Below are 20,065 nucleotides of genomic sequence, written 5' to 3'. Positions count from 1 at the left end.
TCATGAAAAACACCGTAATTCTCAAAAGCTATAAAGACGGCATTGCGATCTATCTGGATGATACGCTGGAATTTGAACAGCTCTGTCTGGATCTTGCACAGAAATTCCGCGACTCAGCCCGTTTTTTCGGGGATATGCAGGTCGCGGTGTCCTTTGAGGGCAGGACGCTTACCCAGGAGGAGGAAAATATCCTCGTGGACACGATCACCTCATCCAGCCGTCTGCAGGTGCTCTGTGTCATCGGAAAAGATGCCGGGCTTCAGAACCAGTTTTCCAGCGCAACGGAAGCGGCGCGGTACTTTGCGCAGAAATCTGCGAGCGGGGACGATGGACAGTTTTACCGCGGCAGCTTAAAAGACGGGCAGATTCTTGAAACCGAGGGCAGCATCGTCATTTTAGGCAGCGTGGAAGAAGGCTGCAGCATCATTTCCACAAAGGATATCATCGTTCTGGGAAGGCTTGCCGGAAACGCCTATGCGGGCGGCGACGGCAGGGACCATCACTTTATTGCAGCGCTTGAAATGACTCCGCAGAAATTAAAAATCGGAGATTTCAAATATAAAACAAAGGAAAGCCGCTTATGGGCGGGAAGGCTCCGCAAGGGGCAGCCGCAGATGGCATGCGTCCGAAACGGCGAAATACAAATGCAGTCCATTACCAAAGAATTACTGAATGAACTGCCTGTTTAGTGCAGCCTGTTCAGGGAACGCCAATATTTCATGATCGGAGGATCGTATGCCATGGGTGAAGTCATTGTCGTTACCTCAGGAAAAGGCGGTGTCGGAAAAACAACGACGACCGCAAACGTCGGAACCGGTCTGGCGGCGGCTGGAAGAAAGGTTGTATTGATCGATACCGATATCGGTCTGCGGAATCTGGATGTCGTCATGGGACTGGAAAACCGGATTGTATACAATCTTGTAGACGTCGTGGAAGGAAGCTGCCGCGTCAAGCAGGCGCTGATTCGCGACAAACGTTATCCCGGTCTGTACCTTTTGCCAACCGCGCAGACAAGGGACAAAAGCGCTGTCAACGAAAGCCAGATGAAAAAGCTGGTGGAACACTTAAAAGAGCAGTTTGATTACATTTTGTTAGACTGTCCCGCAGGCATCGAGCAGGGGTTTAAAAATGCCATCGCCGGTGCGGATCGGGCGCTCGTCGTCACAACGCCGGAGGTTTCCGCCATCCGCGACGCGGACCGTATCATCGGTCTTTTGGAGGCATCTGGTTTTGAGCGCATCGATCTGGTCATCAACCGGATGCGTTACGAAATGGTCAGGCGCGGGGATATGATGAGCGTAGACGATGTGGTGGACATCCTTTCCATCCCGCTCATCGGCGTCGTGCCAGACGATGAAAACGTCGTCATCGCAACCAATCAGGGCGAACCGCTCGTCGGCAACCACACGCTGGCGGGACGCGCCTACCGGAACATCTGCCAGCGGATTTTGGGGCAGGAGACCCCGTATCTGCTTCCGGAACCGACTTTTTCGTTCTGGACGAAGGTCACCGGTATTTTTCATAAAAGTCAGGAGGGACGCGTATGAAACTGTCTAATCTTTTTCGCAGAAAACCCTCTCGCGAGGTTGCAAAAGACCGTCTGAAAATCCTGCTGATTTCCGACCGCGTCAACTGCTCGCCCGAAATTCTGGAGATGATCAAAAAAGATATCGCAGAAGTCATATCACGCTATATGAAAATAGACACAAACAATATGGAAATCCAGATCAGCAAAGCGTCGACGCGGGGCAAGGGGGCGAAGACCCCTTCGATCTACGCCAACATCCCGATTCTGGATCTCCATAAAATCAGCTAAAGGAGCAATATGTTTCGGAGATACAAACTAAAGAATTTTGATTTTCTTCTGGTGCTTTTGGTGATTGCCTTAAATGTTATCGGCATCCTTGCGATCGGAAGCGCCAAGCAAAGTGTACAGAGCAAACAGATTCTCGGCATGGCAGTCGGTCTGATTGCCATGCTGGTAATCGCCTTTTTGGACTATTCCAGACTGTTGAAGCTGGCATGGATCGGATACCTGTTCGTGATTGTGACCCTCATTCTGGTTCATTTTTTCGGAAGGTCGGCAAACGGTGCGGCGCGCTGGCTCGATTTGGGCTTTTTTGACCTTCAGCCGTCAGAAACTGCAAAAATTTTGTTGATTTTATTCTATGCACAGTTTATTATGAAGTATAGAGAACAATTCAATACGATGCGGGTACTGTTGCTTGCAGTCCTCTTTATCATCCCGCCTCTGATCCTGATTTATAAACAGCCCAACCTTTCCACGACGATTCTGGTGTCTGTTTTATTCTGTGTCCTGATGTTTGTCGGCGGCTTGAGTTGGAAGATTATCGGGGGCGTTCTCGCAGTGGCGGTTCCGTCCGTTCTTATTTTTCTGTCCATTGTCATGCAGGAGGGACAGACGCTGATAAAGGATTATCAGCGGAATCGTATTATGGCATTTTTTGACCCGGCGACCTATGCGGATACAGAAGCTTATCAGCAGTTAAACTCCGTCATCGCGATCGGATCCGGACAGCTTTGGGGAAAGGGACTTAACAATACGGATATCGCATCCGTCAAAAATGGTAATTTTCTTCCGGAATCCCAGACGGACTTTATCTTTGCTATCATAGGGGAGGAGCTTGGCTTTATCGGTTCTGCAGTGGTCATTTTGCTGCTGATCCTGATTGCAATGCGCTGTGTGTCCATCGCGCGGGTTGCAAAGGATACCGCCGGAATGGTTATCGCTGCCGGAATAGGCGCACTGATCGGAATCCAGGGCTTTATGAATATTGCAGTCGCTACCATGATGATGCCAAATACAGGATTACCGCTTCCGTTTGTCAGCTATGGGCTGAGTTCGCTAGTCAGTATGTATATAGGAATCGGCTTTGTCTTAAATGTCGGGCTTCAGCGAAAAAACCTGTATAATTTTTAGTATGGGAGAAAAGGCAACATGAATATTGCGTTAATTGCACATGATGCAAAGAAAAAACTGATGCAGAACTTCTGCATTGCATACAGAGGCATTTTAAGCCGGAACAGTCTGTATGCAACAGGTACCACCGGTCGTCTGATCGAAGAAGTTACCAATCTGAATGTCCATAAATATCTGGCGGGACATCTTGGAGGCGAACAGCAGATCTGCGCACAGATCGAGCATAACGAAATTGACCTTGTCATTTTCCTGCGTGATCCGATGACTCCGAAGATGCATGAGCCTACGGTAAACAACATCCTGCGTCTGTGCGATATGCACAACATCCCGGTTGCTACCAATCTGGCGACATCAGAACTGTTGATCAAGTCCCTGGACAGAGGAGATTTAGACTGGCGTGAAATGTACAAATAAATGTCTTGCACTGCTGACAGCGCTTGCTGTCTGCTTCGGTGCGACCGGTTGCAGCGATGAGGCAATTGCCTTTTCCTACAATCCGGATTATAAGGTTTCTGCGTTTCGGATTTCCGGCGATACCGGTTTCGAGACGGCAGATGCTTTTGCATCCGGCCTTTGTGTTGTGAACGGAGATATCAATACGGACAATTCCGCTGTTGATATGACGGATGCCACATCGGCCGGTCTTTTTGATTTGAATTCCCGTACCGTTCTTTATGCTAAAAACATTCATGAACGGCTGGCTCCTGCGAGCCTCACAAAGCTGATGACAGCGGTTGTCGCACTCAAATACGGCAACCCGAACGATGTGATTACGGTCAGCTCCAATATGGGAAACCTGGAAAGCGGAGCAGTTGTCTGCGGCCTTGCAGAGGGTGACCAATTGACGTTAAACCAGGCGCTCCATGCACTTTTGATCAAATCCGCCAATGACGCGGCCGTTGCAATTGCAGAGCATATCGGCGGTTCCGTAGAGGGCTTTGCGGATATGATGAACGAAGAGGCACAGGCGATCGGTGCAACCAACAGCCATTTTGTAAACCCGCACGGACTGAATGCAGAGAACCATTACGTCACGGCGTACGACATGTATCTGATTTTCAATGAGGCGCTCAAATACGACACGGTCAATGAAATCATCAGCATGACGAGCTATGATACCGTCTATACAGATAAAAACGGCAACGAAAAAACGCTTTCCGTCAAAAATACCAATCAATACCTGGCGGGCAATGTCGCGGCGCCGGACAGGGTTACGGTAATCGGCGGCAAGACCGGCACCACAAGTGCTGCAGGAAACTGTCTGATTTTACTTGCACGCGACACCTCCGGGAACCCTTATATTGCGGTGATTTTAAAGTCGGCGGAGCGCGGGATTCTGTATACAGAGATGAATGCCCTGCTGAAGCAGGCGACTTCTTAATCGGGTGGCGTGGGGTGTTTCAGCCCTTACACCGTTCATCCGGAAAGCTGTGAGTGAACAGTAACAGAAGTGAAAATAAAGGTTGTTTTTTTGGGCGAAATCCACTATAATAAAACATATCCTATATGTTATATGTGTAATGTTTACATATAAAGGGGAATATACTTTAGGAGGGATTGCAATGGTTCAGTTAATCGTAGGCGAAAAGGGCAAGGGTAAAACAAAATTTCTTCTGGACAAAGTGAATAATGAGGTAAAGGATGCGCACGGCAGCATCGTATATCTGGACAAGAGTCCCAAACACATGTATGAATTGAATAACAAAATCCGTCTGATCGTAGTTCCTGACTACATGATCGATTCCAGCGACGCATTTCTCGGATTCGTCAGTGGCATCATCTCTCAGGATCACGACCTCGAGCAGATGTATTTTGACAGCTTTTTGAAAATTGCAAACCTGGAAGGTCAGAACATTACAGGCGTTGTTGCAAAGCTGGATGAGATGAGCGAAAAGTTTGGCGTGGATTTCGTACTCAGCGTTTCCCGGAATGAATCCGAACTGGACGACAGCTTAAAGTCCAAGATCATCGTATCCATCTGATAAAATGAGTTTATTGAAACAGGAGATCTCAGCTTACCGCCAGCCGGAAGCTGGTCTACTCTGAAGAAAAAGCCCCGGAGGAACTCTGCCGGGGCTTATTTTTGGAAAAAGCCGGAGGTTTTTTATTTGGCAGCAAGACAGAATAACGGAAATATCAGACAGTACCGCAAACCCTTCAATATCAATCTCGGGACGTTTATCTTTTTCCTGATTTTTGTTTATATCATTATCTGCGTCGGGATTTATCTGTTCCGGGATCAGAAGGTCGTCGCCTACCGCGTACAGGAGGGCGCGCTGTCTGTAGATAATATTTATACGGCCATCGCCCTGCGCGATGAAACGGTTGTGACAAGCTCCTACAACGGCTATATCAACTATTATGCCCGTGAAGGGGAGCGTGTCGGTGCCAATCAGCTTGTTTGCACCGTAGATGAGAGCGGTCAGATCAAGGAAATCTTAGACGAGCAGAACGCGGACAACACTTCCCTGTCAGGAAGCGATATGCGCGAGCTGCGCACCAGTATTTCTGGCTTCTGCGCGAATTTTTCCCCGCATGAGTTCAACAGCGTCTACAACTTCAAATATGAGCTGGAAGGCACTGTTTTAAAACTCGCTAACATTAACGTACTGGAAAATCTCGAGGTCATCAACAATGCAGCGAGTACGCAACCGGTCAATCTCTGTTATGCGCCGGAATCCGGCATTATTACCTATTCGATCGACGGTTATGAAGACAAAGCACCCTCCGATTTGACTGACGCTGACTTTCAAAAAGATAACTACGAAAAAACGCAGCTGATCAGCAACGAGCTGACCTCTGCCTCCGATCCGCTCTACCGACTTTCCACCAGTGAAAATTGGAGAATCGTAATTCAGGTCGACCGCACGACAGCAGCGCAGTTAGAGAACGAACAGTACGTCAAAGTCCGTTTCCTCAAAAACCAGTATGAATCCTGGGGACAGGTTTCCATCATCGACAACGGCGGCGAGGGAAATGTCCTGGCAGTGCTGGAATTAAACAATTCCATGATCACCTTTGCAACCGACCGTTTTCTCGACGTGGAAATTTTATCTGACTCCGAGAGCGGTTTAAAGGTTCCCCTTTCCGCGATCACGACGCAGGAATTTTTCCTGATCCCGAAGGATTATATCACAAAGGGCGGAAGCAACGGCGCAACCGGTGTCCTGCGCGAAACGGCGGGAGAAAACGGCTCCCTGACGACGGAATTTGTTGCGACACAGATTTATCAGGAAAACGATGAGAATTACTATCTGGACGATTCCTCCCTGCGCGTCGGCGACCATTTGATCAAACCGGAATCGACGGAAAGCTATACAGTATCCCAGACGGCTTCCCTGACCGGCGTGTTCAATATCAACAAGGGCTACGCCGACTTTAAGGAAATCCAGATTTTAAAGCAGAACGACGAATACGCGCTGATCAAATCCAACACCACCTACGGTCTGAGCACCTACGATTATATCGTGCTCGACGCTTCGAGCGTGGACGCAGATCAGCTGATCAATGAATAAATACAGACCCTTTACCCAAAACAGAACGATAGGGATGGAGCAGGAACAGCATGATTACACAAAATCTGAAACAAACACAGAACAATATCGCAGAAGCCGCGAAAAAATCCGGGAGAACTTCCGATGATATCCTTTTGGTCGCAGTCAGCAAGACAAAGCCGCTTTCTGCCCTGCAGGAAGCCTACAACGCAGGGATCCGCGATTTCGGTGAAAATAAGGTGCAGGAGCTGTGCGATAAATACGACCAGCTTCCAAAAGACATCCGCTGGCATATGATCGGACATCTGCAGCGCAATAAGGTAAAATATCTGATCGGGAAAGTGACAATGATCCACAGCGTCGATTCCCTGCGCCTCGCGGAGGGAATCAGCAAAGAAAGCGTCAAGAAAGACGCGCAGACAGATATTTTACTGGAAATCAACTGTGCCGGGGAGGAGAGCAAATTTGGCATCCGCCCGAAGGATACCCTCGCGCTGGTGCGGCAGATCGCAGTTCTTCCAAATGTCCATATCCGGGGGCTGATGACGGTTGCACCGCTTACGCAGACGCCGGAAGAGAACCGGGTTTATTTTCAGCTGATGAAGAAATTATCTGTTGACATCGCACAGGAAAGTGTTGATAATGTTTCTATGGACGTTTTATCGATGGGCATGACCATCGACTACCAAACAGCCATTGAAGAAGGTTCCACCTGTGTGAGAGTCGGTACTGGGATATTCGGTACTCGGACAGTGGCCGATATGGAATAAAAGGAGAATGTTTCGAAAATGGGATTGATGGACAAATTTTTGGGCTATATGAAATTAGGCGACGATGAAGATGATGGATACTATGATGATGAATATGATGATTATGACGAAGCGCCGGTAGAGAAGAAACCCAAAATCAAGAGCATTCAGAAGGCTGATTCCTATGAAGAAGAGGAACGCCCAAGAAAAGCGCTTCAGAAAGTAACTCCCATGCGTCCTGCACCGCGCAGATCCGGCGTACCCGGTATGAACGTACAGGTCATTAAGCCTACCAGTGTAGAAGACGCCAGAGAAATTACCGAAACACTGCTGGAAAACCGCACTGTCGTTCTCAATATGGAAGGGCTTGACATTGATATTGCACAGAGAATTATCGATTTCGCGTCTGGGTCCTGTTACGCAATCGACGGTCATCTGCAGAAGATTTCGCATTTTATTTTTATTATTACCCCTGCAAGCGTTGATATTTCCGGCGATTCTCAGGAAATTATCGGCGGCGCATTCGATGTCAGGGATGTCTGATGCAACCAGCGCAAAGACTGCGCAGCATCTGATTTATTCATGACAATAGAATGCTCGCAGAGCGTGCATTCTATTGTTTGGGCGGACAACCTGCCATTCTGGCAGGTTGTCCCTGTTTTGCCCGGAAACTTTTCCCGAAGGAGGAATTTCATGAAAGAAAAACTGACGGTATCCTGTGAAGGAAAGCCCTGCTATGATATTGTGCTGACGATCGGCTTTGAAGAGCTTGCAGGCGCGGCACTTTCGGTTTCTGCACCGGAGCGTAAGATTTGCATCGTTACGGACACAAATGTTGCTCTACTTTATGCTGAGCAGGTCAAGAAAGCTTTTTCCTCTGCCTTTGCACAGGTAGAAGTGTTTGAATTTCCGGCAGGCGAAGAGAATAAAACCCTCGCCAACATCCAGACTTTATACGCTTTTTTAATTGAGCATCATTTTGACCGCAAAGACATGCTCGCAGCCCTCGGCGGCGGTGTAGTCGGCGATATGACCGGTTTTGCTGCAGCAACCTATCTGCGCGGCATCGATTTTATCCAGATCCCGACAACCCTGCTCGCCCAGGTGGATTCAAGCATCGGCGGAAAGACGGGCGTAGATTTTGATTCCTACAAAAATATGGTCGGCGCGTTCCATATGCCGAGACTCGTTTACATGAACCTCGACACCCTGCAGACGCTGGACGCAAGGCAGTATTATTCCGGCTTTGCAGAAATCATGAAGCACGGTCTGATCAAAGATGCGAAATATTATGAATGGCTGATCTCTAACATGTATGAAATCTGCGAACGCGACCCGGAAACGCTCCTTTCCATGATCAAGCGCAGCTGCGAGATCAAAAAAGAGGTTGTGGAAAACGATCCGACCGAACAGGGCGAACGCGCGCTCTTAAACTTCGGACACACGATCGGTCATGCAATCGAGAAAAACAGCGGCTTTCAGATGCTGCATGGCGAATGCGTCGCCCTCGGCTGCGTTGCTGCTGCCTATATTTCCTGGAAAAAAGAGCTCATCGAGATGGAAGAATACTACGAGATCCGCGACATGTTCGTTCCCTTCAACCTTCCGATTTCTGCAGATGACCTGGATGTTGCAAAAATCGTAGCACTGACCAAGTCCGATAAAAAGATGCGCGGCGGCAAAATCCGTTTTGTCCTGTTAGATCGGATCGGACATGCACGGATCGACGATACCGTAACCGATGAAGAGATGACAGCTGCCATCGAAGAACTGAACTTTAAGGATGAGGACTGATATGAATTTTTCTGCGAAAAAAATGTTTTTTATAGATCTCCTGATCACAATTATCGGTGTTTTGTTTGACCAGTTCACGAAACACCTTGCTGTCCTTCGCTTAAAGGATCAGGCCCCGGTTTCCCTGATTCCCGGTGCTTTGGAGCTTCGCTATCTGGAAAACCGGGGTGCTGCATTCGGTATTTTACAAAATCAGAAAATCTTTTTTGTACTGATGACGAGCCTGATTCTGCTCGCCTGCATCTATGCACTCTGGCGCATGCCTGCCGCACGGAAATATACCATGCTCCATATCCTCGGGGCGATTTTGATGGCAGGAGCGCTCGGCAACTTCTTCGACCGTATCCGTCTGGATTATGTCGTGGATTTTATCTATATCAGCCTGATCGACTTCCCGATCTTCAACGTAGCTGATATCTATGTGACGTTTGTCTGCGCGGCAGGTCTTTGTCTCGCCTTTTTCGGACATTTCGAGGAAAAGGACTTTGACTTTTTAAAACGAAGGAAACCGGACTCAAAAAAGGAAGCATAATGGAAAACCCGATACAGGAAACAACCGATTTATTTCGATTTCAGATTACCGAAGAACAGGAAGAAGAAAGAGTCGATAAGTGCATTGCAGCGCTGATCGACTCTTTATCTCGTTCTTTTATCCAGAAAATGATCAAGGAAGGGCGTGTCTGCATCAACGGCTTGCCTGTCAAAGCAAGCTATCAAGTCAAGGCAGGGGATGACTTATCTTTCCTGTTGCCCAAAGCGCAGGAGCCGGATATCGAGCCGGAAGACATCCCGCTGGACATTCTCTATGAGGACAGCGACGTTTTGGTTGTCAACAAGCCAAAGGATATGGTCGTCCATCCGGCAGCCGGGCATTACAGCCACACCCTCGTCAACGCCGTACTGTATCACTGTAGGGGACAGCTTTCCGGCATCAACGGCGTGCTGCGCCCCGGAATCGTCCACAGAATCGATAAGGATACGACCGGCTCCGTCATCGTCTGTAAAAATGACGCCGCCCATCAGGCGCTTGCCGTGCAGTTTGCAGACCACACGATCACGCGTCGTTACCGGGCGATTGTACACGGCGTGCTGACCGACGACGAAGGCATCATCGACGCGCCGATTGGCAGGGACAATGCCGATCGCAAAAAAATGGCGGTCAACCAGGTGAATGGCAAACGCGCCGTCACCCATTATACTGTCCTGAAGCGTTTTGAACGCTTTACTTATATCGAATGTCGTTTGGAGACCGGGCGCACCCATCAGATCCGTGTCCACATGGCGTCAATCGGGCATCCGCTTTTGGGAGACAGCGTTTATGGTCCGAAAAAATGCCCGTTTCCAAAGCTCGAAGGGCAGACGCTGCACGCAATGATCCTCGGCTTTGTCCACCCGCAGACAGGAGAGTATATCGAAACCAGTGCGCCGCTGCCGGAATATTTCCAGAGACTGCTCGATCTCTTATAAGCTGCAGAATCTGCATCGCAGAGCACGTATTCTATTATATTGCGAATGGCACGTGTGAACAGTAATATTTTTCGAGAAAATTTAAAAAAATCAAGTTAAAATACTTGACAGCATTTAGGTGGAATGCTATTATACTGAAGTATGCCGCGTAACGAGGTATAAGTGCGCTGTAACAGCGCCACCAAAGTTAGCGAGTAACGTTAATTATTTTAACGCTTGACAGGAGGTGTCCCAGATGTACGCAATTATTGCAACAGGTGGCAAACAGTACAAGGTAGCTGAAGGCGATGTTCTGAAGGTTGAGAAGCTTGGCGCAGCAGCCGGTGAAACTGTAACATTTGATCAGGTAATCGCAGTAAGCAATGACGGCTTAAAGGTCGGCGCTGACGTAGCAGGTGCAACCGTAACCGCTACTGTAGTAGGCGAAGGCAAAGGCAAGAAGGTCATCGTTTACAAGTATAAGAGAAAGACCGGTTACCACAAGAAGAATGGTCACAGACAAGCATACACTCAGGTGAAAATCGAGAAAATCAACGCTTAATCATCAGATTTTGCGACGGTATGTTTTATGACGACGATTCTAATTCGAAAGACAAAGGATTCCTATCAGGGGTTTAACTGCATCGGGCATGCCGGTTATGCGGATGCCGGTTCAGATATTATCTGTGCGGCGGTTTCCGTACTTGTTTTCAATACGCTCAATGCGATCGAAAGTTATACGGACGATACGATGAATGTAGTGACAAACGACGAGGCAGGCCTGGTTGATGTAGTATTTGAATCCCCGGTCAGCGATCGGGCAAAGCTTTTGCTTGATACCATGATCCTTGGTCTGACAGGCATTGAAAAACAGTACGGGAAAAAATTCCTGAGGCTGAAATTCGAGGAGGTGTAAACAAATGTTCAATATGAACCTTCAGTTTTTTGCTCATAAGAAGGGTGTCGGCTCTACCAAGAACGGCAGAGATTCCGAATCCAAGCGCCTTGGTGCAAAGAGAGCGGACGGACAGTTTGTAAAGGCTGGTAACATTCTTTACAGACAGCGCGGAACCAAGATTCATCCCGGCATCAATGTTGGCATCGGCGGCGATGACACATTATTTGCTAAGGTAGATGGCGTACTGAAGTTCGAGAGAAAGGGAAGAGACAAGAAACAGGCTTCCGTATATCCCGTAGAACAGTAAGCATTATCAAGGAACCATAAGCGGACGCACAAATGGGCGGGCCGCATTTCCAAAAAGGCCCCAGACGCACGTTTGGGGCCTTTTTATCGAATATGAAAAGAAGTTGCTTTTTGCGACAAACCGCAGACATGAAAACCCTGCTGGACAGGTGTTTCATTATATCATTTGGAGAATCAGAGTATGTTTGCAGACAGAGCAAAAATATATGTCAGAAGCGGCAAGGGCGGCGACGGCCACGTTTCCTTCCGTCGTGAAAAATATGTTCCGGCAGGCGGTCCGGACGGCGGCGACGGCGGCCATGGCGGCGACGTCATTTTTATCGTAGACGAAGGCTTAAATACCCTGACCGATTTCAGACATGTTGGAAAATATAAAGCCGGAGACGGCCAGGAAGGCGGTAAGAAAAACTGCCGTGGCAAGGACGGCGACGATATCTATATCAAGGTTCCGGAAGGAACTGTTATCAAAGAATTCAATTCCGGCAAGGTCATCGCCGATATGTCCGGCGACAACCGTAAAGTCGTTTTATTAAAGGGCGGACGCGGCGGAAACGGCAACCAGCACTATGCGACCAGTACGATGCAGGCACCGAAATATGCACAGCCCGGTCAGCCGGCACAGGAGCTTGAGTTGACACTTGAATTAAAGGTCATCGCAGATGTTGGACTGGTTGGATTCCCGAACGTCGGAAAATCCACCCTGTTATCCCGTGTCAGCAACGCAAGACCGAAAATCGCAAATTATCATTTTACAACCTTAAATCCGCACCTCGGAGTTGTCGATCTGCCGGATATGAAGAGCTTCGTCATCGCAGACATTCCGGGACTGATCGAGGGCGCTTCTGAAGGCGTCGGTCTCGGCCATGAATTTTTGCGCCATATCGAGCGTACCAAGGTGCTCATCCACGTTGTCGACGCCGCCGGAACAGAGGGACGCGACCCGATCACGGACATCTATGCGATCAACGCAGAGCTTGCCAATTATAGCGAGGAGCTTGCCAGAAAGCCCCAGGTGATCGCAGCCAACAAAACCGACGCGATTTACGATCTTAAAGAATCCCCGGTCGAACAGCTGCGCAAGGAATTTGGTCCCAAGGGCATTGATGTATTCCCGATTTCCGCAGTCAGCGGCAAGGGCGTCAACGAGCTGCTCTATCATGTCCGTCAGATGCTGGACGGTCTCGACGAAAAGCCGACTGTATTTGAGCAGGAGTACTTCCCGGAAATGGCACTTGCGGTTTCTGACGAACCTTATACCGTTACCTATGACGAACTCGAACAGGAATATGTCGTAGAAGGTCCCCGCATCGAAAAAATGCTTGGCTATACCAACCTCGAATCCGAAAAGGGATTTGCGTTCTTCCAGGGATTTTTAAAAGATGCCGGCATTCTGGACAAGCTGGAGGAGCTTGGAATCCAGGAAGGCGATACGGTTCGGATGTACGGCTTATCCTTTGATTATTATAAGTAAGAGAGGACTCCCATGAAGGAATTAAAAAGTAAGCAGAGAGCATATCTGATGAAGCTCGCAAGCAGCCTGGAACCGATTTTTCAGATCGGCAAATCCAGCCTGACCCCGGAATGCACGGCAGCAATTGCAGAAGCATTCAATACCAGAGAGCTGATTAAAATTTCTGTCCTGAAGAACTGTTTCGACGATCCCAGAGAAATCGCGGCTATCGTAGCAGAGCGCACACACTCTACCGTTGTTCAGGTCATCGGCAAGAAAATCGTTCTCTACAAAGAGAGCAAAGACCACAAGAAAATCGAACTTCCCCTGTAACAGTTATTTTACCCATGGATAAAGGCGGTAGCCTATGAGCAAAATCGGTATTTTAGGCGGCACCTTCAATCCGATCCATAACGGGCACCTGCTGCTTGCAGAGCAGGCGAGGTGCTTTTATGGACTGGATCAGGTTCTGTTCATTCCAAGCGGCTGTTCCTATATGAAACGGCAGGAGGAGATCCTGCCTGGAGAAATTCGTTTTCAGATGGTACAGCTCGCCATAGCAGATAACCCTTATTTTTGCGTTTCCGACATGGAAATTGTAAGAGAAGGCAATTCCTATACCTGTGAAACGATTACCCGACTGCATGCGCAGTATCCGGAGGACGAACTTTATTATATTGTCGGTGCGGACACGCTGTTCCAGATGGAATTCTGGAAAAATCCGGAGCAGATTTTTACTCAGTGCATTACGGCAGCCTCCGTTCGGCAGGGCAGGGAAGATTCTGCGCTGATGCTGCAGGCAAAATCCCTCGCGTCCCGTTACCGCGCGGATATCCGTTTCATGCCGTCCCTTCATGTAGAAATTTCTTCTACCCTGGTGCGGGATCACCTGCAAAAAGGAACATCCGTCCGTTATCTCGTCCCGGAACGCGTCCGCAGCTTTCTGGAAAAAAGCGGGTATTACAGGGATGGAAAGGAGTCTTTTAAATGAAAGAGCCGGATCTGAAAAAAATACGTAAGGCGATGGAAAAAGAGCTCGACCCGAAGCGTTATGAACATACGCTCGGCGTCGCCTATACCGCGGCTTCCCTTGCAATGTGCTACGGCGCAAACTTAAACAGCGCGCTGATTGCCGGCATGCTCCACGACTGCGCGAAATGCTTAAGCAATGAAAAAAAGATTTCAATCTGTAAAAAGCACAATCTCCCGATCAATCCTGCAGAAGAAAAGAATCCTTTTTTACTGCATGCAAAGGTCGGAAGCTATCTTGCTTCCAAAAAATACGGCGTGACAGATCCTGATATCCTGAACGCGATTTTGAACCATACGACCGGACGACCGGATATGTCCCTGCTGGAAAAAATCGTATGGCTGTCGGATTATATCGAGCCCGGCAGAAAGCAGGCTCCAAATCTTCCGGAAATCCGAAGGATCGCTTTTGAAGATCTTGACAAAGCACTCATCATGGCGCTGGAGAACACCTTAAGCTATTTAAAGGGCGGAAATATGGAGATCGACTCCATGACACAGAAAACCTATGATTTTTATAAAAACGGAGGAAACGTATGACACAGGCAGCTAAAATGACGCAGCTTGCGATCGCAGCGCTGGAAGATAAAAAAGCCGAGGATATTACCCTGATCGACATCGCAAAGGTTTCCGTTCTGGCAGATTATTTCCTGATTGCAAACGGAAACAACCGAAACCAGGTGCAGGCAATGGCAGACAATGTAGACGAACAACTCACCAAAGCCGGCTATTCCTTAAAAAGCATGGAAGGCTATCCGACCGGAAACTGGATCTTGATGGATTACGGCGATCTCGTCGTACATGTGTTTGACCGTCAAAACCGACTGTTCTATGATCTCGAGCGTATCTGGAGAGACGGCGAGCAGATCGACGTGGATGCTTTTCTGGAAGAGAAGTTGTAGTTTTCCTTTTATTTCTTAAATAAGAGTATTCAAGAGCATTTCAAATTTTCCCTTTATATCTTAAATATAGGATAACTCTTATTGGCTTACGAAAATACTTGTATTTTTCTATCCATAATGCTATATTCGTTTCCAACAGCAATAACAATCATCCATACACTATCGGTGTCTGGTTTGCTCCTTGGGGCAAAGGAGGAGACAACATGCACCTGATCGAACATAAGAAAGGATACCTGTGCGGAGCTGCTAACAGGGAAGGAGAGTCATATACGGATTGGCGGGCGCCGTATATTGACCGTTCCGGCCTGCTCATGATTTATGAATCCAATTCACGTTCTGGAAAGTATGCCTTTGTTTTTCTTCACAGCTCCGGCAAGCGGTTTCCAGGACAATATTTGAAAACGTCACCGGGAGATTTGGAGGCAGAAGATGACGGCATCATCAAACTCACTACCGGAAACAGCATTTACCGTTTCAGACAGGATGACTCCCGTTAAAATGTGATCCGATGCTTGTCGGTTCCTTACGCATGAAATCCGGTTTCCTCCCGGCTTATCACATGAACAAGAATTTATGGATTTCCATTGTATTGGAAGGATTGGAAAATGACGGAATGATAAAAAACCTGATTGACTGGAGCTATCAGGTAACGGCAGCAAGGAAAAAAGAAATGGAAATTGATTGAAGGCAGGGCAGGTTCCCTGTCTTTTTTGTTTGAGTTTGGAGAAAATTTCTGATGTTGCAGAAACCAATATTGCCCCACTTTTAACCATAATTGTATTGAGCCTGTTGGAAAGAGAACAAATACTCTTCGCTGATATGAAGATAAAAACGAAGAATTTTGTTGAAATCATGCAAATCACGAAAGACTTTCTCGAAAAAATGCAGAAAATATGACAATTTGTGAGAAATAATATGGTATACTTGAAAGAAAACGTAATGTTTATTTACGGACAACAGGGCGGGTGCCTGAAGAAATCGTCATATCGGTTTTGATTGAGAGAGCGCTTGCGAAAAATGGAGAATGAGATCATGAAAACAATGGATTTATGCTGCGGAATCGGAGGAATCAGAAGAGGGTTCGAATTGGCGGGAGGTTTTGAAAACGTGCTTTCTGCCGAAAAGGATGAATATGCGTGCAAAACCTACCAGCATTTATTCGGAGATGATCCCAGACACGATGTAACGGACGAATCGTTCAAGAAGTTGGCGGAGCGGACGGAATACGATGTTCTGCTTGCCGGTTTTCCATGTCAGGCATTCAGCAGAATCGGTCTGAAACAGGGATTCCGCGATGTTACGAAGGGAACCATATTTTTTGACATAGCGGAAATCATTGACCGTACCATGCCGAAGGTCGTGTTTCTGGAAAACGTTGAGAATCTTGTGAGCCATGACAAAGGGCAGACTTTTAAGACCATCATAAATACGCTTGAGAACGAGCTGAATTATCATGTCATCGGCGTGAAAAAAGATAAAAACGGAGAATTGGTATACGACAAAAAATCATTCATAAGGAACACGAAGAATTTCGGGCTTCCCCAGAACAGACCGAGAGTGTACATAGTGGCATTCAGCAGGGAATACTACGGAAAGCATCTGGAAATGCTGCCGAAGGAAACGCCGACGGAGGGAAGAAAGGAAATTTTTCATTCCGTGTTGGATATTCTGCAACCCAAGGTTTCGGAAAAATATTTCCTCTCATCCGGTCTTTTAAAGACGCTGGAAAATCATAAAACAAGACAGAAGAACAACGGAAACGGATTCGGATATCGGATCGTCAATGATACGACGGCGGACAGACCTTTGGCTCACACCATATTGGCAACGGGAGGATCCGGTAAGGAAAGAAATCTGATTTACGATCCCGTCAACGGAAAGAGCATCATCGGAAAGGATGTTCCTCCGAAAAAGACTCCGATCAATGACAAATGCATTCGGACCATGACGCCGGAAGAATGGGGACGGCTTCAGGGGTTCATAGGATATGCGTTCCTTGATGAAAACGGAACGGAAAGATTTTCCTTCCCGGAGAAAATGTCGGACCAGCAGATGTTCAAACAGTTTGGGAATTCGGTTTCAATCCCTCTGATTGAGGAAATGGCACTTTTTATTAAAGAATGCGTAAGCAGGATGGAAAATGAATTTTCCGACGAGGAAAAGGAGCGTTATAAAAAATCGGGAGTGACGCTCAAAATGAAAGCGAAGGTTCAGGAAGCATTAAAAGATGCGAGAACCGAAACGATTGAAAAATGCGACCGACTGATTTCGGAAATCAGCGTGGATAAGGAATTTTGCGCGAAAGACATAAAAACAGTACTGGGGCAGTCGGAAGTCACCGCTTATCAGTATCTGCACAGACTGGAACGTGCAAAGTGCGTGGAATTGGACGGTGACAGATACAGACTGAGGATGGAAAAGAAAAAGTTTACTGCGGAAGCGTAGAAGAAGGGAGGCGGCTCATGAATGTTGAAGTTCTGAGGGATCTTATAAAAAAGTGTGACATTTATTTTGAGGATCAACTTATTTCCGGCGAGCTGCTTCTTCGGGTATTTACGGACTTTTTGAGCGAGGAAGCCGACAGGCAGGAAAACAAAGGCAGCATCATTCTTCATACGGCATCCCCGTGTTTTGATGCGATTGCGGTCGCCTGGTCGGCACTTGCCGTCATTGCGGGGAACGGTGCGGATGTTGAGTCAATCATCCGAATGCTTCAGCCGGGAGAAAGGGTACTCTGCGGAAAGGAACGTGGAGAGTTTATCGGCATTGAAACGGATGAAAACGGAAAAGAATGGGCGGTGATCCGGCAGGGGAAAAGTTCAATAAGAAAAATCGGAAGAAAAGGCTGGTCAGGCATTATTCCGTATTACGGAAATTCAACGAGATGCGATGGACGCGGAATACGCCGTGGAAATCGTGTACGGGAAGAATTTTTGTCCGTTCTGCTTAACTGTGATAAGAAAGACATCCCGTCCATCACGGATGCTTCCGTCATTATCGTCATGGATCGTTCCAAAGCCGATCGTTACATGAACGGCTTGATGCTGAAAACGGGAAACACCGGCATACGCATTCAGGATCTGGTAACGGCATCGTATTTTTCGGAAGAAAATGAATACCATTATGGCGGTAATGCCGGAAAAAATGAAGCAATGCTGAAATTCACTTCAAAGCTTTCCGTAGGATTGGACATGACATGGAATGAGGACGGAAACGAATATCTGGGGATGTTTGTCTGCGGAAATTCTCTTATTGAAAGGGGAATTACCGAGATCCCGCAGGTTATGAACAGGGAAAATATAGGATTTTCCTTCATTTCAGGCTGTATGGATCTGCCGTGTGCGGAAAATCTGCTGACCGATCATGAAGAGGCGGGAGTGTTCGCCTGCACAAAGGAATTTCTTTTGGAACATACGCTGCCGCCGGTAAACAGGAATGTATTTGCCCTGGAACTGGCACTGCAGGCGGATGCAGTCATAGATCATGAAATTCATACGACGGTGCTTCCGGGAGCGGCGGATTGGAAAAATTACCGTGATTTCAAAAAAGCCGTATGCAACATTAAGCGGGATGAACTGAGCGACGAAGAGAGAGCCTATATCATTCCGAATGCGTATTCGCTTTTAAGTCTGTTCATGACCGCACCGTTTTACATTTCGGAAATGGAAGATGCCGTGAATAACCGGAAAATACGCGTGGAGCAGCCGCATGACCGTTTGGAGGAACTTGAAAGAAGACTGGCCGCATTACCGGTTAATCTGGCGGAAACAGCCGAACGGGTCGGAGATCTGTTGGAAACCCTGTACTATACGGTTTACGATACATCACCGAAGCGTGAATACCTGAAAGAATACATCCGAAAACATTACGGGCATAAGATCGCGGTCGTTATTCCGAAAGCTTATTATGCGGACATTTTATGGAATTACGTGCTGACCGGTTATGATCCGGAAAAATCAAAAATCGAAATCGTGACGGTAAACCGTTTTGACGGGAACCGCAATTATGATTACATTCTTGTCATCGGAAATCTCAAAGGAAAACATTTTGACATCTTCCATTGCATGTCGGCAGCCGAAATCACGGTGCTGATGTATGAAGCTGAAAACATGGTTTTCCGTCTGACTGAGAGAAAAAGCCAATCCCGGGAACATTTATTTAACTCCAGACAAAGAGTATCGGACGATTCCGCGGAAGACATTGCGGAAAACGTTTCCAATGATGACGTCGAGGAAATTGACCGGGTGGATGACGAGATTGCCGTATATGCGGATGAAATCGTGGAAAGCAAGTTTGATACCGTAATACGAGGGGAACGTGAAAACGGAACGGTTCCTCTTACGGATGTTTCCGTGCTGATCAGATTCGATGACGGAGAAGGTGCCATGCTTTCCAGACATTATGAGGCATATGTGCTGAATGATGAAAAAGGAGAGGTGGAAAAGAAGAAGGTGGATTCCCTGAAAATCGGGGATTCCCTGATATTTTTGAACCGGGACGATGACACAAGGGATATTGTTGATTATGTCCTGAAGGAACTGATCCGCGAAAAACGCATCAGCCCCGAAACCGTGCAGGATTATGAAATGTCCCGCAGATGGAAAAACGATCTGACGGAGTACATGAAGGAAACCGGTCATTCACCGAAACGGATTGCGGATGCAATGAAAGCAAACGGGGTTCGAGTTCAAAAAGCTTCCGTCATAAACTGGCTGGATGATGACGCGCACATCGTCGCGCCGCAGACAGTGGAATCACTCGAACAGATTGCATTGCTGACCAATGACACGGACATGTTCGATCATGTGAATGAATACTTTGATGCGTGCCGCAGGATACGGAAGGTTCGCAAAAACATACTGAAGGAACTGGGAACGGCGATTATCAGGCAGCTGGAGGGGCAGGAAACTTCCGGCACACTGATTCCGCCGGAAATACGAAAGCGTCTTGACACGCTTGCCGTGGTGCTCAGAATTGAAAATATCGTACAGACCGAACGCTCGGAGCCGTCATACCTGACCAACCGTCCGTTGGATCTGGAAGGGGGATTTTAACC

26 protein-coding genes are annotated in these 20,065 nt (G+C 47.7%); all 26 read left to right on the top strand.

The features are described 5' to 3' along the window. Positions 1 to 2: 2 nt before the first annotated feature. The 26 genes from OCV62_RS01080 to OCV62_RS00955 all read left to right on the top strand — a co-directional run bounded on the left by OCV62_RS01080 (position 3) and on the right by OCV62_RS00955 (position 20,063). Positions 3 to 689 carry a septum site-determining protein MinC gene (locus tag OCV62_RS01080; RefSeq protein ID WP_262584728.1) on the top strand — a complete coding sequence of 229 codons (687 nt, stop codon included), beginning with the start codon at positions 3 to 5 and terminating at the stop codon, positions 687 to 689. Positions 690 to 740: 51 nt separating this feature from the next. Then, on the top strand, positions 741 to 1,547 hold the full coding sequence (gene minD, locus OCV62_RS01075; RefSeq protein WP_021916451.1) for a septum site-determining protein MinD: 807 nt from the start codon (positions 741 to 743) through the stop codon (positions 1,545 to 1,547). Continuing rightward, on the top strand, positions 1,544 to 1,816 hold the full coding sequence (minE, locus tag OCV62_RS01070; protein WP_021916452.1) for a cell division topological specificity factor MinE: 273 nt from the start codon (positions 1,544 to 1,546) through the stop codon (positions 1,814 to 1,816). The genes minD and minE overlap by 4 nt, the downstream gene beginning before the upstream one ends. Positions 1,817 to 1,825: 9 nt before the next feature. Next, positions 1,826 to 2,941, top strand: coding sequence for an FtsW/RodA/SpoVE family cell cycle protein (locus tag OCV62_RS01065; protein ID WP_021916453.1), 1,116 nt, complete (start codon positions 1,826 to 1,828; stop codon positions 2,939 to 2,941). 18 nt (positions 2,942 to 2,959) lie between these two features. Continuing rightward, on the top strand, positions 2,960 to 3,355 hold the full coding sequence (mgsA, locus tag OCV62_RS01060; protein ID WP_021916454.1) for a methylglyoxal synthase: 396 nt from the start codon (positions 2,960 to 2,962) through the stop codon (positions 3,353 to 3,355). Then, positions 3,339 to 4,322 carry a D-alanyl-D-alanine carboxypeptidase family protein gene (locus OCV62_RS01055; protein ID WP_021916455.1) on the top strand — a complete coding sequence of 328 codons (984 nt, stop codon included), beginning with the start codon at positions 3,339 to 3,341 and terminating at the stop codon, positions 4,320 to 4,322. The genes mgsA and OCV62_RS01055 overlap by 17 nt, the downstream gene beginning before the upstream one ends. Positions 4,323 to 4,503: 181 nt before the next feature. Beyond that, positions 4,504 to 4,923, top strand: a complete 420-nt coding sequence (locus OCV62_RS01050) for a hypothetical protein (protein WP_021916456.1) — start codon at positions 4,504 to 4,506, stop codon at positions 4,921 to 4,923. 126 nt (positions 4,924 to 5,049) lie between these two features. Further along, positions 5,050 to 6,456 carry a biotin/lipoyl attachment domain-containing protein gene (locus tag OCV62_RS01045; protein WP_021916457.1) on the top strand — a complete coding sequence of 469 codons (1,407 nt, stop codon included), beginning with the start codon at positions 5,050 to 5,052 and terminating at the stop codon, positions 6,454 to 6,456. Positions 6,457 to 6,506: 50 nt separating this feature from the next. Next, positions 6,507 to 7,205, top strand: coding sequence for a YggS family pyridoxal phosphate-dependent enzyme (locus OCV62_RS01040; protein WP_262584725.1), 699 nt, complete (start codon positions 6,507 to 6,509; stop codon positions 7,203 to 7,205). An 18-nt stretch (positions 7,206 to 7,223) separates the two neighbouring features. Then, on the top strand, positions 7,224 to 7,727 hold the full coding sequence (locus tag OCV62_RS01035; RefSeq protein WP_021916459.1) for a cell division protein SepF: 504 nt from the start codon (positions 7,224 to 7,226) through the stop codon (positions 7,725 to 7,727). Positions 7,728 to 7,877: 150 nt separating this feature from the next. Next, entirely contained in the window at positions 7,878 to 8,978 is a 1,101-nt protein-coding gene (gene aroB / locus OCV62_RS01030) for a 3-dehydroquinate synthase (protein WP_262584724.1), read from the top strand. Position 8,979: 1 nt separating this feature from the next. Further along, a complete protein-coding gene (gene lspA, locus OCV62_RS01025; RefSeq protein ID WP_262584723.1) occupies positions 8,980 to 9,510 on the top strand; it encodes a signal peptidase II in 531 nt (176 codons plus the stop codon). Then, positions 9,510 to 10,445, top strand: coding sequence for an RluA family pseudouridine synthase (locus tag OCV62_RS01020; RefSeq protein WP_262584721.1), 936 nt, complete (start codon positions 9,510 to 9,512; stop codon positions 10,443 to 10,445). The genes lspA and OCV62_RS01020 overlap by 1 nt, the downstream gene beginning before the upstream one ends. A gap of 235 nt (positions 10,446 to 10,680) precedes the next feature. Continuing rightward, complete coding sequence (gene rplU / locus OCV62_RS01015) at positions 10,681 to 10,986, top strand: 50S ribosomal protein L21 (RefSeq protein ID WP_021916463.1); 306 nt, start codon at positions 10,681 to 10,683, stop codon at positions 10,984 to 10,986. Positions 10,987 to 11,013: 27 nt separating this feature from the next. Further along, positions 11,014 to 11,340 (top strand): ribosomal-processing cysteine protease Prp, encoded by a 327-nt coding sequence (locus OCV62_RS01010; protein ID WP_021916464.1) that lies wholly within the window; start codon positions 11,014 to 11,016, stop codon positions 11,338 to 11,340. A gap of 4 nt (positions 11,341 to 11,344) precedes the next feature. Then, a complete protein-coding gene (rpmA, locus tag OCV62_RS01005; protein ID WP_021916465.1) occupies positions 11,345 to 11,629 on the top strand; it encodes a 50S ribosomal protein L27 in 285 nt (94 codons plus the stop codon). A 180-nt stretch (positions 11,630 to 11,809) separates the two neighbouring features. After that, positions 11,810 to 13,099, top strand: coding sequence for a GTPase ObgE (gene obgE, locus OCV62_RS01000; protein ID WP_262584871.1), 1,290 nt, complete (start codon positions 11,810 to 11,812; stop codon positions 13,097 to 13,099). A 12-nt stretch (positions 13,100 to 13,111) separates the two neighbouring features. Next, positions 13,112 to 13,411, top strand: a complete 300-nt coding sequence (gene yhbY, locus OCV62_RS00995) for a ribosome assembly RNA-binding protein YhbY (protein ID WP_021914067.1) — start codon at positions 13,112 to 13,114, stop codon at positions 13,409 to 13,411. Positions 13,412 to 13,445: 34 nt separating this feature from the next. Continuing rightward, a complete protein-coding gene (gene nadD, locus OCV62_RS00990; protein ID WP_118495536.1) occupies positions 13,446 to 14,069 on the top strand; it encodes a nicotinate-nucleotide adenylyltransferase in 624 nt (207 codons plus the stop codon). After that, complete coding sequence (gene yqeK, locus OCV62_RS00985; RefSeq protein ID WP_262584720.1) at positions 14,066 to 14,647, top strand: bis(5'-nucleosyl)-tetraphosphatase (symmetrical) YqeK; 582 nt, start codon at positions 14,066 to 14,068, stop codon at positions 14,645 to 14,647. Before nadD ends, yqeK begins: the two co-directional genes overlap by 4 nt. Continuing rightward, positions 14,644 to 15,009 carry a ribosome silencing factor gene (rsfS, locus tag OCV62_RS00980; protein WP_021914070.1) on the top strand — a complete coding sequence of 122 codons (366 nt, stop codon included), beginning with the start codon at positions 14,644 to 14,646 and terminating at the stop codon, positions 15,007 to 15,009. The genes yqeK and rsfS overlap by 4 nt, the downstream gene beginning before the upstream one ends. A gap of 203 nt (positions 15,010 to 15,212) precedes the next feature. Beyond that, entirely contained in the window at positions 15,213 to 15,506 is a 294-nt protein-coding gene (locus OCV62_RS00975) for a hypothetical protein (RefSeq protein WP_021914071.1), read from the top strand. Between the two features lie 11 nt (positions 15,507 to 15,517). Then, positions 15,518 to 15,694: an MmcQ/YjbR family DNA-binding protein gene (locus OCV62_RS00970; protein WP_118495533.1), complete on the top strand. Its 177-nt coding sequence runs from the start codon at positions 15,518 to 15,520 to the stop codon at positions 15,692 to 15,694. Next, complete coding sequence (locus OCV62_RS00965; RefSeq protein ID WP_118495532.1) at positions 15,691 to 15,906, top strand: hypothetical protein; 216 nt, start codon at positions 15,691 to 15,693, stop codon at positions 15,904 to 15,906. The genes OCV62_RS00970 and OCV62_RS00965 overlap by 4 nt, the downstream gene beginning before the upstream one ends. Before the next feature lie 135 nt (positions 15,907 to 16,041). Next, complete coding sequence (gene dcm, locus OCV62_RS00960) at positions 16,042 to 17,454, top strand: DNA (cytosine-5-)-methyltransferase (protein WP_021914072.1); 1,413 nt, start codon at positions 16,042 to 16,044, stop codon at positions 17,452 to 17,454. A gap of 17 nt (positions 17,455 to 17,471) precedes the next feature. Beyond that, entirely contained in the window at positions 17,472 to 20,063 is a 2,592-nt protein-coding gene (locus tag OCV62_RS00955) for a DrmE family protein (protein ID WP_262584719.1), read from the top strand. The last annotated feature ends 2 nt before the right edge of the window (positions 20,064 to 20,065 follow it).

Source organism: Gallintestinimicrobium propionicum, from assembly GCF_025567525.1.
Classification (GTDB): Bacteria; Bacillota; Clostridia; order Lachnospirales; family Lachnospiraceae; genus Gallintestinimicrobium; species Gallintestinimicrobium propionicum.
The sequence above is the reverse complement of the archived record's forward strand: the minus strand, read 5'-3'. Positions and strand labels throughout refer to the sequence as shown.

Excerpts from the sequence above, each read along its gene's own strand:
- OCV62_RS01065 (WP_021916453.1), top strand. The coding sequence starts at position 1,826 with ATGTTTCGGAGATACAAACTAAAGAATTTTGATTTTCTTCTGGTGCTT.
- rsfS (WP_021914070.1), top strand. The coding sequence starts at position 14,644 with ATGACACAGGCAGCTAAAATGACGCAGCTTGCGATCGCAGCGCTGGAA.
- OCV62_RS00975 (WP_021914071.1), top strand. The coding sequence starts at position 15,213 with ATGCACCTGATCGAACATAAGAAAGGATACCTGTGCGGAGCTGCTAAC.
- minD (WP_021916451.1), top strand. The coding sequence starts at position 741 with ATGGGTGAAGTCATTGTCGTTACCTCAGGAAAAGGCGGTGTCGGAAAA.
- rplU (WP_021916463.1), top strand. The coding sequence starts at position 10,681 with ATGTACGCAATTATTGCAACAGGTGGCAAACAGTACAAGGTAGCTGAA.
- OCV62_RS01050 (WP_021916456.1), top strand. The coding sequence starts at position 4,504 with ATGGTTCAGTTAATCGTAGGCGAAAAGGGCAAGGGTAAAACAAAATTT.
- OCV62_RS01080 (WP_262584728.1), top strand. The coding sequence starts at position 3 with ATGAAAAACACCGTAATTCTCAAAAGCTATAAAGACGGCATTGCGATC.
- mgsA (WP_021916454.1), top strand. The coding sequence starts at position 2,960 with ATGAATATTGCGTTAATTGCACATGATGCAAAGAAAAAACTGATGCAG.
- OCV62_RS01020 (WP_262584721.1), top strand. The coding sequence starts at position 9,510 with ATGGAAAACCCGATACAGGAAACAACCGATTTATTTCGATTTCAGATT.
- aroB (WP_262584724.1), top strand. The coding sequence starts at position 7,878 with ATGAAAGAAAAACTGACGGTATCCTGTGAAGGAAAGCCCTGCTATGAT.
- yhbY (WP_021914067.1), top strand. The coding sequence starts at position 13,112 with ATGAAGGAATTAAAAAGTAAGCAGAGAGCATATCTGATGAAGCTCGCA.
- OCV62_RS01040 (WP_262584725.1), top strand. The coding sequence starts at position 6,507 with ATGATTACACAAAATCTGAAACAAACACAGAACAATATCGCAGAAGCC.
- minE (WP_021916452.1), top strand. The coding sequence starts at position 1,544 with ATGAAACTGTCTAATCTTTTTCGCAGAAAACCCTCTCGCGAGGTTGCA.
- nadD (WP_118495536.1), top strand. The coding sequence starts at position 13,446 with ATGAGCAAAATCGGTATTTTAGGCGGCACCTTCAATCCGATCCATAAC.
- OCV62_RS00970 (WP_118495533.1), top strand. The coding sequence starts at position 15,518 with ATGCTTGTCGGTTCCTTACGCATGAAATCCGGTTTCCTCCCGGCTTAT.
- OCV62_RS01010 (WP_021916464.1), top strand. The coding sequence starts at position 11,014 with ATGACGACGATTCTAATTCGAAAGACAAAGGATTCCTATCAGGGGTTT.
- OCV62_RS00955 (WP_262584719.1), top strand. The coding sequence starts at position 17,472 with ATGAATGTTGAAGTTCTGAGGGATCTTATAAAAAAGTGTGACATTTAT.
- yqeK (WP_262584720.1), top strand. The coding sequence starts at position 14,066 with ATGAAAGAGCCGGATCTGAAAAAAATACGTAAGGCGATGGAAAAAGAG.
- dcm (WP_021914072.1), top strand. The coding sequence starts at position 16,042 with ATGAAAACAATGGATTTATGCTGCGGAATCGGAGGAATCAGAAGAGGG.
- obgE (WP_262584871.1), top strand. The coding sequence starts at position 11,810 with ATGTTTGCAGACAGAGCAAAAATATATGTCAGAAGCGGCAAGGGCGGC.
- OCV62_RS01035 (WP_021916459.1), top strand. The coding sequence starts at position 7,224 with ATGGGATTGATGGACAAATTTTTGGGCTATATGAAATTAGGCGACGAT.
- lspA (WP_262584723.1), top strand. The coding sequence starts at position 8,980 with ATGAATTTTTCTGCGAAAAAAATGTTTTTTATAGATCTCCTGATCACA.
- rpmA (WP_021916465.1), top strand. The coding sequence starts at position 11,345 with ATGTTCAATATGAACCTTCAGTTTTTTGCTCATAAGAAGGGTGTCGGC.